The organism is Allobosea sp. FBZP-16 (assembly GCF_002831785.1).
GTDB lineage: Bacteria > Pseudomonadota > Alphaproteobacteria > Rhizobiales > Beijerinckiaceae > Allobosea > Allobosea lupini.
The window spans coordinates 381,206-394,503 of record NZ_LNCQ01000032.1 but is presented as its reverse complement, the minus strand read 5'-3'; the positions used below and the strand labels follow the sequence as shown (position 1 = coordinate 394,503).

General features: G+C 67.1%; 12 protein-coding genes. 6 read left to right on the top strand and 6 right to left on the bottom strand.

The window, feature by feature from the left end; all coding sequences use genetic code 11:
* Nucleotides 1-50: 50 nt before the first annotated feature.
* Complete coding sequence (locus CXY91_RS18590; RefSeq protein WP_100962700.1) at nucleotides 51-512, top strand: hypothetical protein; 462 nt, start codon at nucleotides 51-53, stop codon at nucleotides 510-512.
* Nucleotides 513-609: 97 nt separating this feature from the next.
* On the opposite strand, the gene CXY91_RS18585 is transcribed toward CXY91_RS18590, so the two are convergent.
* On the bottom strand, nucleotides 610-1,569 hold the full coding sequence (locus CXY91_RS18585; protein WP_100962699.1) for a dihydrodipicolinate synthase family protein: 960 nt from the start codon (nucleotides 1,567-1,569) through the stop codon (nucleotides 610-612).
* Between the two features lie 176 nt (nucleotides 1,570-1,745).
* A complete protein-coding gene (locus tag CXY91_RS18580; protein WP_100962698.1) occupies nucleotides 1,746-2,450 on the bottom strand; it encodes a GntR family transcriptional regulator in 705 nt (234 codons plus the stop codon).
* Nucleotides 2,451-2,596: 146 nt separating this feature from the next.
* Here CXY91_RS18580 and CXY91_RS18575 point away from each other — a divergent pair, with 146 nt between their 5' ends.
* Genes CXY91_RS18575 through CXY91_RS18555 form a run of 5 tightly spaced genes read left to right on the top strand, consistent with a single transcriptional unit; the run spans nucleotide 2,597 to nucleotide 7,664 of the window.
* A complete protein-coding gene (locus CXY91_RS18575) occupies nucleotides 2,597-3,280 on the top strand; it encodes a GntR family transcriptional regulator (RefSeq protein WP_100962697.1) in 684 nt (227 codons plus the stop codon).
* Nucleotides 3,281-3,304: 24 nt separating this feature from the next.
* Entirely contained in the window at nucleotides 3,305-4,435 is a 1,131-nt protein-coding gene (locus tag CXY91_RS18570) for a mandelate racemase/muconate lactonizing enzyme family protein (RefSeq protein ID WP_100962696.1), read from the top strand.
* 1 nt (nucleotide 4,436) lies between these two features.
* Nucleotides 4,437-5,168, top strand: coding sequence for an SDR family oxidoreductase (locus CXY91_RS18565; RefSeq protein WP_100962695.1), 732 nt, complete (start codon nucleotides 4,437-4,439; stop codon nucleotides 5,166-5,168).
* Nucleotides 5,169-5,211: 43 nt separating this feature from the next.
* Nucleotides 5,212-6,288 (top strand): Ldh family oxidoreductase, encoded by a 1,077-nt coding sequence (locus tag CXY91_RS18560; protein ID WP_100962694.1) that lies wholly within the window; start codon nucleotides 5,212-5,214, stop codon nucleotides 6,286-6,288.
* A 53-nt stretch (nucleotides 6,289-6,341) separates the two neighbouring features.
* Nucleotides 6,342-7,664, top strand: a complete 1,323-nt coding sequence (locus CXY91_RS18555; RefSeq protein ID WP_100962693.1) for an MFS transporter — start codon at nucleotides 6,342-6,344, stop codon at nucleotides 7,662-7,664.
* A gap of 60 nt (nucleotides 7,665-7,724) precedes the next feature.
* Here the strand turns inward: CXY91_RS18555 and CXY91_RS18550 are convergent, their stop codons facing one another.
* The 4 genes from CXY91_RS18550 to CXY91_RS18535 all read right to left on the bottom strand — a co-directional run bounded on the left by CXY91_RS18550 (nucleotide 7,725) and on the right by CXY91_RS18535 (nucleotide 13,298).
* On the bottom strand, nucleotides 7,725-10,001 hold the full coding sequence (locus tag CXY91_RS18550; RefSeq protein WP_100962692.1) for a glycoside hydrolase family 31 protein: 2,277 nt from the start codon (nucleotides 9,999-10,001) through the stop codon (nucleotides 7,725-7,727).
* Between the two features lie 152 nt (nucleotides 10,002-10,153).
* Nucleotides 10,154-11,221 carry an ABC transporter ATP-binding protein gene (locus tag CXY91_RS18545; RefSeq protein ID WP_100962691.1) on the bottom strand — a complete coding sequence of 356 codons (1,068 nt, stop codon included), beginning with the start codon at nucleotides 11,219-11,221 and terminating at the stop codon, nucleotides 10,154-10,156.
* Nucleotides 11,221-12,273, bottom strand: a complete 1,053-nt coding sequence (locus CXY91_RS18540) for a carbohydrate ABC transporter permease (RefSeq protein ID WP_091837885.1) — start codon at nucleotides 12,271-12,273, stop codon at nucleotides 11,221-11,223. Before CXY91_RS18540 ends, CXY91_RS18545 begins: the two co-directional genes overlap by 1 nt.
* On the bottom strand, nucleotides 12,270-13,298 hold the full coding sequence (locus tag CXY91_RS18535; RefSeq protein ID WP_100962690.1) for a carbohydrate ABC transporter permease: 1,029 nt from the start codon (nucleotides 13,296-13,298) through the stop codon (nucleotides 12,270-12,272). The genes CXY91_RS18540 and CXY91_RS18535 overlap by 4 nt, the downstream gene beginning before the upstream one ends.

Sequence of the window (13,298 nt, the reverse complement as noted above, 5' to 3'; positions counted from 1 at the left end):
CAAACGTGCGCACCATACCATCGGTTGTATCGCTCTTAGGAGACGTCCCGGTGCGTTTGATCGGCCTCTTGTCAGCGTTGGCTTTGAGTTTGCTCCCCAGTCGTTCGCCGGCGTGCGAGGTCGCGGTTAGAGACGCGAAAGCTGCGATTGCCGAGGTTCGGGCACTGTTCGAACCTTATCGGGCGAGGTGCCGCTACGACGACGAAGGCATCCAATGCCTCGTGAAAGAACGGTCGTTATCGACCAGCTCGGTGGCCATGCCCGGGTTTGTGCCCGGATATCTGGCGGTGCTAAGCGCCTCTGCCGGCGAAAAGGTGGACAAGGACAGCCTTGCCAGGATTTTCGTGAGTCACATGGTCGATCGTTCTCCTACTCGGGAAATCAAAACACGTTTCGTCCGAGCACTGGAAACGGGCGAAGAGTTCAAGGTTTCGGGAGAAGACTGTACTTTAGCGGTCCGGACGAAAGATGGGATGTTGGAGGTCGTATTGGCGGGGCCGATGGTCCGCTAACGACCCAACTGAGACACTCGTCACGTCGGGCAGCTCGACACCCATGGCCCGATGGATAGGCCCTCCTATCGTTGGGAGGGCCTATCCTCGGCAGTTCTCAGGCGGCGCGCCTCAGCGTACCTGCCTGCTTCGACCACTGCGCATACCAGGCGTCGAACAGCTTGAGCTGCGCCTCGACATAGCCGCGCTGGCTCTCGCCGAGCAGGTCGGTCGGGTTGAAGTGCAGCGTGTACTCGGCGTCGCCCTTCAGCACCATCATGTGCTTGAAATAGAGGACGAGCTCCGGCCCCTCGTCGAAGGAGGACAGCACGGCGAGCGCCGCCTCCAGCTCGAGCGCGAGGCGCCGCGCTTCGACATCGCCCTGCGCCGCCGCCTGGCTCAGGCTGACGAGCTGCAGCACCTCCCTGGGCAGCACGCAGCCGATGCCGGTGATCGCGCCGGTCGCGCCGCAATTGACGAAGCCGTGAAAGACGCAGGTGTCGACGCCGATCATCAGCGAGACGTCATCGTCGCGGCTGGTGATGTTTTCCGCGGCATAGCGCATGTCGGCGGCGCCGCCGAACTCCTTGAAGCCGACCAGGTTGGGATGCTCGGCCCGCAGCGCGAAGAACAGGTCGGCGCGGGTGGCGAAGCCGTAATAGGGGCTGTTGTAGATCACCGCCGGCAGATCGGGCGCCGCGGCGAGGATCGCCTTGAAATGGTGGCGCTGCGCCTCGACGACCGAACCGCGCGAGAGCACGCGCGGGATCACCATCAGCCCCTTGGCGCCGATCTTCTGGGCGTGGGCGGCATGGGCGACGGCAGAGGCGGTGTTGACCGCACCGGTGCCGACGATCACCGGCAGGCCGGCCTTCACCAGGGCCTCGACGCCCTGCATGCGCTGTTCGTCGGTCAAAAGCGGCCAATCGCCCATCGAGCCGCAATAGACCACGGCGGACATGCCGGCGGCGATCAGCTCCTTGCCCTTGCGCACCAGCGCTTCGAAATTGGGGCTGCGATCCTCCCTGCAGGGGGTCATCAGCGCCGGCATGCAGCCGGAAAAGATCTGGGCCTTCATCACGCGCTCCTCGGGCTGGCGGTTCCATGGACGGCCTGTCTCGCCGCCTTGATCTACAGTCATAATACTCTTTGTATTTTATTTGTCGACAAGAAAAGTCACGGCGCAAGAACTCACCGTTCCGGGACGTCACAGACGGCTTCGGAGTGGCGAAAAGGCGAGGTTTGGAGTGCGCGCTACAGCGCCAGCGTCTGGCGCCTGTCGCGCGCGATCAGTTGCTGGATCTGCTGCACGATCTGGTCGGCATGGGCTCTGGCCAGCCGGTCGGCGCCCTCGACGTCGCGCGCCGCGATCGCCGCGATCATTTCTTCATGCTCCGCCACATAGCGCTGCGGCAGGCGATCCTCGAACGAGGAGTAATAGAGCCGCAGGATGCGCCGGCCCTCGTCGAGCAGGCGGCAGAACAGCCCGGTGTAGTAGGGATTGCGCCCAGCGTCGGCGATCGCGGCATGGAAATCGCGGTTGGTCGCGATCATCGCGAGCGCGTCCTGCGCCGCGACAGCCGCCGCGAAGGCGGCCTGCCGGGCGCGGATGACGTCGAGATCGGCCGGCACATGGAACTCGGCGGCCAGCCGCGTGGTGACGCGGTACATCAGCGTGATCGCGTCGAAAAAGGTGTGAAGGTTGAGGAAGTCGATGTTCGACACCACCGTCGAGCGGTTGGGCAGCGTCGTCACCAGCCCTTCGCTCGCCAGGCGCACCAGCGCCTCTCGGATCGGCGTGCGCGACATCGACAGCCGCTCGGCGAGCTGGATCTCGTCGATCGGGCTGCCCGGCGGCAGCACGAGGTCGATGATGTCGTCGCGCAGGATGTCGTAGACGAGCTTGACGCCCTCGCCCCGCTTGCGCTCGGCCGGCACGGCCATGGTCTTGTCCGTCATGTGCGGTCCCTTGTCGACATGACGAATACAGCTCCGCAGAGAGCGCCGCAAACGAGGCCGCATCGCCATTTCGTAGATCATGCACGATCGGTCATTGACGATCGATGATCCATCTTCGATAGTGATGGTCAGGGAGGAGACAGAGGATGATCCGTAAGCCCGTTCTGGCGCGCGTCGCGCTGGTCGATCAGGTGACGGCGCTGCTGATGGAGCGCATCCTCGACCGCGACTACGCACCCGGCGAGAAGCTCAACATCGATGCGCTGTCGCGCGAATTCGAGGTCAGCTCCTCGCCGATCCGCGAGGCTCTGACCCGCCTGTCAGGTCTCGGCCTCGTCGCCGCAGCGTCCTTCACCGGCTTCTCCGTCGCACCCGAACCGTCGCGGGACTGGTTCGAGCAGCTGCGCGACTTCCGCATCCTGAACGAGGGCTGGGCCGCCAGGCAGCTCGCCCGCAGCCGCGATCCCGATGCCATCGCCCGCATGCGAGAAAGCATCGCAGCCATGGAGGCGGCCCCGCTGCAGGGGCAGACATCGGACTATGTCGGCGCCAGCCAGGCCGACGAGGCCTTCCATGAGGCGATCCTGGCGGCCAGCGGCAACGAGATCCTGGCCCAGGCGGTCCGCAGCCTGCATCCGCATCTGCATCACGCCCGCCTGTTCAGCCGCATCCCGCACGACATCGGCCCGATGCTGGACGAGCACCGCGCCATCCTCGACGCGATCGAGCGCGGCGACGAGGACGGCGCGCAGGCTGCCGTCGCCGCCCATCTGACGACCTCGTGGCGCCGCTACGGCAGCTGGCATGCCGACCAGCCGGGCGCGCGCTGACACTCCCCGACAAGGACCTCCGGAATGGCCAAGATCGTATCCGTCGACGTGCTGCAGGCCGACCTCAAGCCCAAGGTCAAGCGCACCGACGCCGTGCAGAGCTTCGAGCTGCAGGAGACGCCGCTGGTACGCATCACCGATGCCGACGGCGTCACCGGCACCGGCTACAGCTACACCATCGGCACCGGCGGCTCCTCGGTCTGCAAGCTGATCGACGACCATCTCGCGCCCGTGCTGATCGGCCGCGATGCCGAGGAGATCGAAGGGCTCTGGCGCACGCTGTTCTATCGCGTCCACGCCACCACGGTCGGCGCCATCACCTCGATCGCGCTCGCCGCGATCGATACCGCGCTCTGGGACCTGCGCGCCCGCAAGGCCGGCCTGCCGCTGCACCGTCTCGCCGGCGGCGCCAAGAACGCCATCGACCTCTACTACACCGAGGGCGGCTGGCTCCACATGGACGAGGCCGAGCTCGTCGAGGAAGCCGTCAAGGCCAAGGAACGCGGCTTCGGCGGCACCAAGGTCAAGGTCGGGCGCCCGCATGTCGCCGAGGACGTCAAGCGCCTCTCGGCCGTGCGGGACAAGGTCGGTTTCGGCTGGGAGATCATGACCGACGCCAATCAGGGCCTCTCGCTCGACGAGGCGATCCGGCGCGCGCGCCACTATGAAAAGCTCGACGTCGCCTGGTTCGAGGAGCCGATCCATGCCGATGATGTCGGTGGCCATCGCCGCCTGTCGCAATCGACCACGGTGCCGATCGCGGTCGGCGAGTCCATGTATTCGCTCTCGCAGTTCAAGGACTATCTCGAGGCCGGCGCCTGCTCGATCGTCCAGGTCGATGTCGGCCGCATCGGCGGCATCACGCCCTGGCTCAAGGTCGCGCACATGGCCGAAGCCTTCAACGTGCCGGTCTGCCCGCACTTCCTGATGGAGATCCATCTCGGCCTGTGCTGCGCCGTGCCCAACAGCCGCTGGCTCGAATACATTCCGCAGCTCGACCTCGTGACCGCCTCGCCGATCCGCATCGAGAACGGCAAGGCGATCCCCTCGGACCAGCCCGGCCTCGGCATCGACTGGGACTGGCAGGCGCTGGAGCGAACGATCGTCCACCGCAGGAGCCATGGCGCGGCCCCCGCCCTCAGGACGGGAGCCTGAGATGAGCGCGCTCGCAGGACAGATCGTCGTCATCACCGCCGCCGGGCAGGGCATCGGCCGCGCCACCGCCGAGGCCTTCGACCGCGCCGGCGCCATCGTCTGGGCAACCGACATCAGCGAGGACGCGCTGGCCGCGATCGAAGCCGGGCCGAACCTGCAGCGCCGCAGGCTCGACGTGCTCGATGCCGCCGCCGTCGCCGCCGTTTTCGCGGAGATCGGGCGGGTCGATGTGCTCTTCAACTGCGCCGGCATCGTCCAGAGCGGCACGGTGCTGGACGCCAGCGAGGCCGATCTCGATTTCGCCTACGACCTCAACGTCAAGGCGATGGTGCGCACCATCAAGGCGACGCTGCCCGGCATGCTGGAGCGCAAGACGGGCTGCATCGTCAACATGGCCTCGGTCGCCTCCAGCGTGAAGGGTGTGCCGAACCGCTTCGCCTATGGCGTGACCAAGGCGGTTGTCCTCGGCCTGACCAAGTCGATCGCCGCCGACTATGTCGCTGAGGGCATCCGCTGCAATGCGATCTGCCCCGGCACGGTCGAGAGCCCGTCGCTGCAGCAGCGGCTGAGTGCGCAGGGCGACTATGAGGCGACCCGCGCCGCCTTCGTCGCCCGCCAGCCGATCGGGCGGATCGGCACGCCGCAGGAGATCGCCGATCTCGTCGTCTACCTGGCGGGCGCGACCTACACCACCGGCCAGGCCCACATCATCGACGGTGGCTGGACGATCTGAAGACCCGACGACCTGACGGCAGCGGGCGACAGGAGGATTTCGCATGAGCCAGCCTTCCGCGCGCGGCACGGCCCGCTATCGCGCCGACGATCTCACAACACTGGCGCGCAGCCTGCTGGAGCGTGCCGGGCTGCCGCCGGACAAGGCCAATGACGTGGCCGAGGTCCTTGTCGAGGGCGACCTCTTCGGCAAGTCGACGCACGGCCTTGCCTTGCTGCCGCTCTATCTGCGCGAGATCGAGAGCGGCGGCATGACCGCCGCCGGCGAGCCCGAGATCCTCAACGATATCGGCGCCTGCCAGACCTGGGACGGGCGCAAGCTGCCCGGCCCCTGGCTGGCGCGCCGCGCCACCGCCGAGGCGATCGCCCGGGCCAGGCGCTTCGGCCTGGGGGCGGTCGCCATCCAGCGAAGTCACCACACCGCCTGCCTCGGCGCCTATCTCCAGCCGGCGATCGACGCCGGCTGCCTGATGCTGCTGACGCTGACCGATCCCGGCCACAGCAGCGTCGCGCCCTTCGGCGGCGTCACGCCGGTGCTGACCTCGAACCCGATCGCCTTCGGCGCGCCCGCGCCGGACGCGCCGATCCTGATCGACATGTCGACGGCCCTGATGACCAATGGCGGCGTCGCCGCCTACCGCCAGCGCGGCGAAAGCCTGCCGCATCCCTTCCTGATGGACGCTCAGGGCCGGCCCTCGACCGATCCGAACGTCATCGCCGCCGACCCGCCCGGCACGATCCTGCCGCTCGGCGGGCTGGAGGCCGGCCATAAGGGCTTCTCGATCGGGCTCATCGTCGAGCTCCTCACCGGCTGCCTCGCCGGGCGCGGCCGCGCCGAGGGCGGCGATGGCTGGAGCGCGGCGGTCTTCATCCTGGTGATGGATCCGGCCGCCTTCGGCGGCACCGAGAATTTCGACCGCCAGGTCGCGGTCCTGGCCGAACGCTGCCATGCGGCGCAGCCCCGCCCCGGCTTCGACCACGTCGAGCTGCCGGGCGCCCATGCGCTTGCCCGGCGCGAGCGCCAATTGCGCGACGGCGTCGAGCTCTCCGCCGGCATCGTCGCCGGCCTCGCCGAGAGCGCGGCGCGCTTCGATCGTCACCTGCCGGCCGCCATCGCCTGAGCGCGACGGCGCCGACCGTCATCCCAAAAACAACGAAGCTTCGAGGAAACCCCATGTCCCAGGCGATCGCGGCCGGAACGACACCGGCCGAACAAGCGAACATCCGGCGCGCCGTCACGGCGGCGACGATCGGCACGGTGATCGAATGGTTCGACTACGCGCTCTACGGCGCGGCTGCCGGCCTGATCATCAACAAGCTGTTCTTCCCGCAATTCTCGGAGTCGGCCGGCGTGCTCGCCGCCTTCGCGACCTTCGCCGTCGGTTTCTTCAGCCGGCCGCTCGGCGGCGTCGTGATCTCGCATATCGGCGACCGCTTCGGCCGCAAGCCGGCGCTGATCTTCACCATCGCCCTGATGGGTGCCTCGACCGTGGCGATGGGCCTTCTGCCGACCTATGCCCAGGCCGGAATCTGGGCGCCGATCCTGCTCGTGATCCTGCGCCTGCTGCAGGGCTTCGGCGCCGGTGCCGAATATGCCGGCGCGGTCACCCTCGTCGCGGAATACGTGCCGCCGGAGCGCAAGGCCTATTACACCGCTTATCTCCAGGCCGCGACGGTGGTCGGCATCATGCTCGCGACGCTGAGCTTCCTGCTCGTATCCTATCTGCCGGAAGAGACCCTGCTCGGCTGGGCCTGGCGCGTGCCCTTCCTGGTCTCGGCGCTGCTGTTCCTCGTCGCCCTCTACATCCGCAAGCATCTCGACGAGACCCCGGAATATGTCGCGGCGATGGAGAAGGCGGCCGAGCAGCGCCATGAGGCGAAGGTCCCGCTCGGGGAGCTCCTCTCCAAGAGCCCGCGCGAACTGCTCTTCGGCTTCCTGTCGGTGACGGGTCACAACGCCAACGCCTATATCCTGAGCGCCTTCAGCCTGAGCTACATGACCAACACGCTCGGCATGACCCGCACCGACTCGCTCACCGCGGTGATGATCGCGACCCTGACGGGTATCCTCACGACGCCGATCATGGGCGCCATCGCCGACCGCGTCGGGCATGCAAAAGTCTACCTGTTCGGCGCGATCTTCGTGTTCTGCTACGCCTTCCCGATGTTCGCCCTGCTCGACACCAGAAACCTCCTGCTCTGTACGATCGCCCTCAGCATCGGCTACGGCATCGGCTTCGGCGGCCTCGCCAGCGCGCAGGGCGCCTTCCTCGCAAACCTGTTCCCGACCCGCTACCGCTTCTCGGGCATCGCCATGACCCGCGAACTCAACAGCGTCGCGATCGCCGGGCCTACGCCCTTCATCGCAGCGGCGCTGGTCACGGCCGGCGGCGGCAAGCCGACCTATGTCGTCGCGTATCTGATGCTGTGCTGCGCCGTGACGGCGATCGCCATCCTCGCCGTCCGCTCGCGCTCCTATGAGCGCGGCAGCGAATGACGACCGAGACTCGACTGGGCCTGCAGCAGATGCCGCAGGCCCAGAGCCAACCTTGCTGAGCTACTGCCCGATCTGCCGGATCGCGATCTTGTTGACGCGCGGCTTGGCGTCGCCCCGCTGCTCGATCGCGACCTCGCCATTGCGGACATGGAAGCGGATCAGCGTCGCGCCGGCGCCGCGCCAGTCCGCGGTCTCGCCATCGTCCTCGTAGAGCTCGCCGGACGCGCCCTCGACCACGCCACAGACCAGCACCTCGCGCTCATCGCTGATGCCCTTGGCATCGCCGAGCGGGATCAGCGCGCCGGCCCGCACGAACAGCGGCAAACGGCCGAGCGGCGCCGGAACCGTCACGGTGACGCCGCCGGGATAGTGCTCGCCATTGTGCCAGTCGTACCAGCCGCCCTCGTGCTGCGGCAGGTAGACAGCGCGCTCGCGCGCGCCTTCCTCCAGCACCGGCGCGACCAGCACGTCCGGCCCAAGCATGAAGACGTCGTCGACCGCGATCGCCGCCGCATCCTGCAGGAAATCGTAGAGCAGCGGGCGCACGGCCGGGATGCCGTCGCGGCTCGCCCGCCACATCTGGGTGTAGAGATAGGGCATCAGCCGGTAGCGCAGGCCGATCGCCTCGCGCACCTGCGGCACCATCTCCGGATACATCCAGGGCAGGTTGACCACGCCGTCATCGTTCCAGGAGTTCATCACCATGCGCGGCCAGAGTGCGCAGAACTCGTTGAAGCGGACGAACAGCTCCGGCCCGGGCGTCGGCCCATGGAAGCCGCCGACATCGTGGCCGATCGAGAACATGCCCGACAGGCTCATATTGAGCCCCTGGGTCAGGTTGTAGCGCAGCGTCTTCCAGGCGGTCTCGTTGTCGCCCGACCAGGTCTGCGCGTAGCGCGAGATGCCGGCGCAGCCGCCGCGCGTGATCGAATACTGGCGCTTGCCCGGCTCGCGCGCAGCCTGCGTCTCATAGGAGAGCTTGGTCATCAGCAACGGCTGCGCCGGGCGCGCCAGCGCCTGCCGGAACGGACGCCCGTCGCCGTCGCAGACCGCGTCCTCGTCCCAGATCTCGTATTCGTTGTTGTCGTTCCAGACCGTGGTGAAGCCGTGGTCGAGCAGCGCGCTCTCGATGCCGGCGCGCCACCAGGCCCGACCCTTCGGGTTGGTGTAGTCGATATGGAAGCCGAGCCCGTCCCAGAACTGCGCCACGGCCGGCTCACCAGTCTTGGCATCCTTGACCAGGAAGCCCTGGTCGAGCGCTTCCTTCAGGCGCGGATGGTCGTCGAGCAGGCAGGGCTTGAGATTCGCGACCGTGTGCATGCCGGCTTTGTTCAGCCGCTTCATCGTCGCCAGCGGATCCGGGAACTTGTCGCGGTTCCAGTTGAAAGCGTAGCGGCGCTGGCCGATCTGGGTATAGCCCGAACCGAAATGGAAGCTGTCGCAAGGGATCGCGTGCTTGCGGCACTTGGCGATGAAGTCGCTGATCCTTGCATCGGCGTCGGGCGCATCGGCGATCGCCATCGACGTGACGCCGAAGCCGAAGGACCAGCGCGGCGCAAAGGCCTGGCCTCCGGTCAGCCAGGAGAAGCGCTTGACCACATCCGGCACGGTCGGGCCGGCCATGACGTAATAGTCGAGGTCGCCGTCATCGCCTTTCCAGGAGCGGAACAGGCCGTGATAGTTGTCGAGCGTGCAGCCGAGATCGACGCTGCCGGTCGAAAGGTTGTCGTAGAACACGCCATGGGCGCCTGCCTTCCCGTCGACGATGAAGAAGGGCAGCATCTTGTAGAGCGGGTCGGAGAGCTCGGCGTCGAAGCCGCAGGGATCGACCGCGTCGATGGCAAAGCGCCGCCCGGTGCGGTCGAGCGGGCCGGCCTTGTCGCCGAGCCCGTAATGCCGCTCGGCATAGTCGCGCGCCATGAAATGCGCCACCGCACCGGTGCGCGGCGAGATCAGATAGGCCTGTGTCGTGCGATCCTGCAGGAAGGGCTCGGCCTCGCCGTCGCGGCGCCAGGCAATGCCGAAGGGCGAGAGCGTGACCTCGGTGGAGAGGCCGCCGGCCGAGAGCGTGACCTTGCCCTCGCCTTCTCTGACGCTCGCCTGCGGGCAGGTGAAACCGGAAAGGTCATCGCGCCGGCGCCCCTCATAAGGCGGCTCGAGCCCGCCCGGCGCGATCGACCAGCCGCGGTCGAGGCGATAGCCATCCTGCGGCTTCAGCGTCACCCGGCCGATATCGCCTTCGAGGATGCGGATGGCGATCGTCGCGCCGAGGCCGACATCGAACAAGGCGGCTTCGCCGTCGCGGCCGAGATAGCGGCCTTGCGTCAGGGCTTTCATCAACTGATCTCCGAACGTCTCAATCTCAACCACGCCGTCGTCCCGGGCGACCGAAGGGAGACCCGGGACCCATTCCGGAGCCTTTCCGATAGAGGCTCAGGAATGGATCCCGGATCTGCGCTTCGCTCCGTCCGGGATGACAGTGCGAACAATCAAACCCGAACCGCTTTGCCAGCGTCATCGAACAGGTGCAGATGCTGCTGCGGGAAGGCGAGCGCGACGCTGGCGCCGCGCTGATGCTCGCTCTGGCCGTCGAGCCGGAGCGTGACCTGCGGAAGGCCGGGCGAGGCCCCGTAGAGATAGCTTTCGCCTCCGAGGCGCTCGACCAGCTCGATCGCGAGCGGCACGCCGCCATCCTGCGCCGCCAGCGCAAGATGCTCCGGCCGAATGCCGAGCGTGACGGCAGCGCCGGCGGCAAGGCTGCCGGTCTGACAGGCGACCTCATGCCCGGCCTCGCCGATCGCGACGGTGCCCGGTCGGATCACCTTGCCCGGCAGCAGGTTCATGCGCGGCGAGCCGATGAAGCCGGCGACGAAGAGGTTGTCGGGCCGGTTGTAGAGTTCGAGCGGCGTGCCGACCTGCTCGATCTTGCCGCCATGGAGCACGACGATGCGGTGCGCCAGCGTCATCGCCTCGACCTGGTCGTGGGTGACGTAGATCATCGTGCCGCCGATCTCGGCATGGAGCGCGGCGAGCTCCTTGCGGGTGGCGACGCGCAGTTCGGCGTCGAGGTTCGAGAGCGGCTCGTCGAACAGGAAGATTTTTGGATCGCGCACGATGGCGCGGCCGATGGCGACGCGCTGGCGCTGGCCGCCGGAGAGCGCCTTGGGCTTGCGCTCGAGATAGTCGGTCAGGCGCAGCATGCCGGCGGCGCGCTTCACCCGCCTGTCGATCTCGTCGCGCTTGAAGCCCATGTTCTCCAGCGCGAAGGCCATGTTCGCGTAGACGCTCATATGCGGGTAGAGCGCATAGGACTGGAACACCATGGCGAGCCCGCGCTCGGAGGCCGGCAGCCCGGTGACATCTGCGCCGTCGATCGCGATCGACCCGCCGGTGATCGTCTCCAGCCCGGCGATCGAGCGCAGCAGCGTCGACTTCCCGCAGCCGGAGGGGCCGACGAAGACGACGAATTCGCCGTCAGTGACGTCGAGGTCGATGCCGTGCAGCACCGTGGTCGCGCCATAGGCCTTGCGGACGCCGGATAGGCTCAGTCCCGCCATTATTTCATTCCCGTATTGGCGATGCCGGTGGTGATGAAGCGCTGCAGGAAGACGAAGACCAGCGCGACCGGCAGCAGCGTCACCACCGTCATCGCGAGCAGGTAGTGCCACTGCGTCTGCAACTCGCCCTGGAAGGCGTTGAGACCGATCTGCAGCGTATAGGCCTCGGTCTTGGTCAGCACCGCGAGCGGCCAGAGGAACTCGTTCCAGCGCCACATGATCGAGAAGATCGCGAGCACGGCCAGCGCCGGCATGGCCAGCGGCATGACGATGCGCCAGTAGATCTGCCACTCCGAAGCCTTGTCCATGCGCGCTGCCTCGATCAGGTCGCGCGGCAGGGTCAGCATGTACTGTCGCAGCAGGAAGACGCCGGTCGGCGTTGCAGCGCCCGGCAGGATCACCGCCCAGAGCGAGTTGACCAGGCCGAGCTTGGTGATGACGAGATAGACCGGCACCAGGATGATGGTGATCGGGATCATCAGCGTGCCGATCACCATCAGCATCACCGCCGTCTTGCCGCGGAACTCGTAGATCGAGAGCGCATAGGCCGCCATCGAGTTGATCACCAGGGTGATCAGCGTCGCGACTGCCGTCACGAAAACCGAGTTCCACAAGAAGCGGGTGAAGGCGAAGCGCTCCAGCGGCTCGGTGTAGTTCTCGGTCGCGAGCTTGAACTCACGCACCGGCGTGCGCTTGTCGATCGGCACGCGGATGCTCTGGCCGGGATTGGCCGGGTCGATCATCTGCGCCTGGATGCCGATGCGGCGGACCTGCGCCAGCACGCGCTTGCTGCCGTCCTCCATCGTCACCTCGAAGAGCGGCAGCGGCTGCGCATGGCCCTCGACCCGGACCTCCTTCTGCGACATCGGCAGCAGCGAGGGCGGAAATTCGAGCAGGCCGGCCTGCGTCTTGAAGGAAGAGAGCCCGAGCCAGAGCACCGGCCCGAACATCAGCACGACGCCGAGCCCGAGATAGGCGTAGGCCGCGATATCGGTCCAGTGCCAGCGGCCGGGATTGCGCCGGGCCGTCGCCATGCGGGCGAGCCTGTTCATGCCGCCCCCTTGCGGCGGCTCGCCGCGAGCTGGGCCAGCGTCAGTGCGAACAGCACGACGCCGAGCACGACCGAGGCCGCCGCTGCCAGGCCGAAATTCTGGACCTGGTTGGCGAAGGCGGTCTCGTAGATGTAGTGCACCACCATCAGCGTCGCGGTGCCCGGGCCGCCGCCGGTCAGGACGAAGACCTCGTCGAAGGTCTGCACGCCGCGGATCAGCGCCAGCACGATCACGACGATCATGTTTGGCCAGAGCAATGGCAGGGTGATCCGCCAGAACGTGCGCCAGCGCGGCGTCGCATCCATCTCCGCGGCCTCATAGAGATCGGCGGGGATCGCCTGCAGGCCGGCGAGCAGGATCAGCGTATAGAAGCCCATATGGGCCCAGATCGAGACGAAGACGATCCAGAACATCGCCCAGCTGGGATCGACCAGGAACAGGATGCGCTCGCCACCGAGCGAGGTGATCGCGGCGTTGAGCAGGCCGTCGCGCTGCAGGATCCATTTCCAGGTCAGCGCCACCACCACCGGCGAAAGCAGCACCGGGAAGAAATAGACCGCGCGGAAGAAGCCGCGCGCCTTGATCTTCATGTTCAGCACCACCGCCGTCAGCAGCGAGAACAGCACCATCGCCGTGACCTGGAAGACAGTGAAGCGGGCGGTGTTGGAGACGCCGCGCCAGAAATGGTCCTCGCGGCAGGAAGATGGATCCAGGAACGAGCCGCAGTCGAAGAGATAGGCGTATTGCTGCGCCCCGACATAAGGCCGCTCGGAGGGGAAAAGCCCCGCTCCGCCCGTCACCGAGAAGATGAAGTTGATGATGAGCGGCAGGAAGACGAAGAGGGAGAAGAAAACGAGATTGGGCAGGAGGAAGACATAGGCCATCCGCCGCTCGCCGATCAGCCGCTGCAGGCCCTGCATCGGCCAGTCGATCAGGCGCATCAGCATCGCGAGCGGCGCGGCGAAGAGATTCGCTGCGCCGGCGCGTTCCGGCTGCGCCGCGGGGATGCGAGCGTCGGAGGCCAT

Coding starts and splice junctions, on each gene's coding strand:
- CXY91_RS18545 (WP_100962691.1), bottom strand. CDS start 11,221: ATGGCGGGACTGAGCCTATCCGGCGTCCGCAAGGCCTATGGCGCGACC.
- CXY91_RS18565 (WP_100962695.1), top strand. CDS start 4,437: ATGAGCGCGCTCGCAGGACAGATCGTCGTCATCACCGCCGCCGGGCAG.
- CXY91_RS18540 (WP_091837885.1), bottom strand. CDS start 12,273: ATGAACAGGCTCGCCCGCATGGCGACGGCCCGGCGCAATCCCGGCCGC.
- CXY91_RS18535 (WP_100962690.1), bottom strand. CDS start 13,298: ATGGCCTCCGACGCTCGCATCCCCGCGGCGCAGCCGGAACGCGCCGGC.
- CXY91_RS18550 (WP_100962692.1), bottom strand. CDS start 10,001: ATGAAAGCCCTGACGCAAGGCCGCTATCTCGGCCGCGACGGCGAAGCC.
- CXY91_RS18575 (WP_100962697.1), top strand. CDS start 2,597: ATGATCCGTAAGCCCGTTCTGGCGCGCGTCGCGCTGGTCGATCAGGTG.
- CXY91_RS18555 (WP_100962693.1), top strand. CDS start 6,342: ATGTCCCAGGCGATCGCGGCCGGAACGACACCGGCCGAACAAGCGAAC.
- CXY91_RS18585 (WP_100962699.1), bottom strand. CDS start 1,569: ATGAAGGCCCAGATCTTTTCCGGCTGCATGCCGGCGCTGATGACCCCC.
- CXY91_RS18580 (WP_100962698.1), bottom strand. CDS start 2,450: ATGACGGACAAGACCATGGCCGTGCCGGCCGAGCGCAAGCGGGGCGAG.
- CXY91_RS18570 (WP_100962696.1), top strand. CDS start 3,305: ATGGCCAAGATCGTATCCGTCGACGTGCTGCAGGCCGACCTCAAGCCC.
- CXY91_RS18560 (WP_100962694.1), top strand. CDS start 5,212: ATGAGCCAGCCTTCCGCGCGCGGCACGGCCCGCTATCGCGCCGACGAT.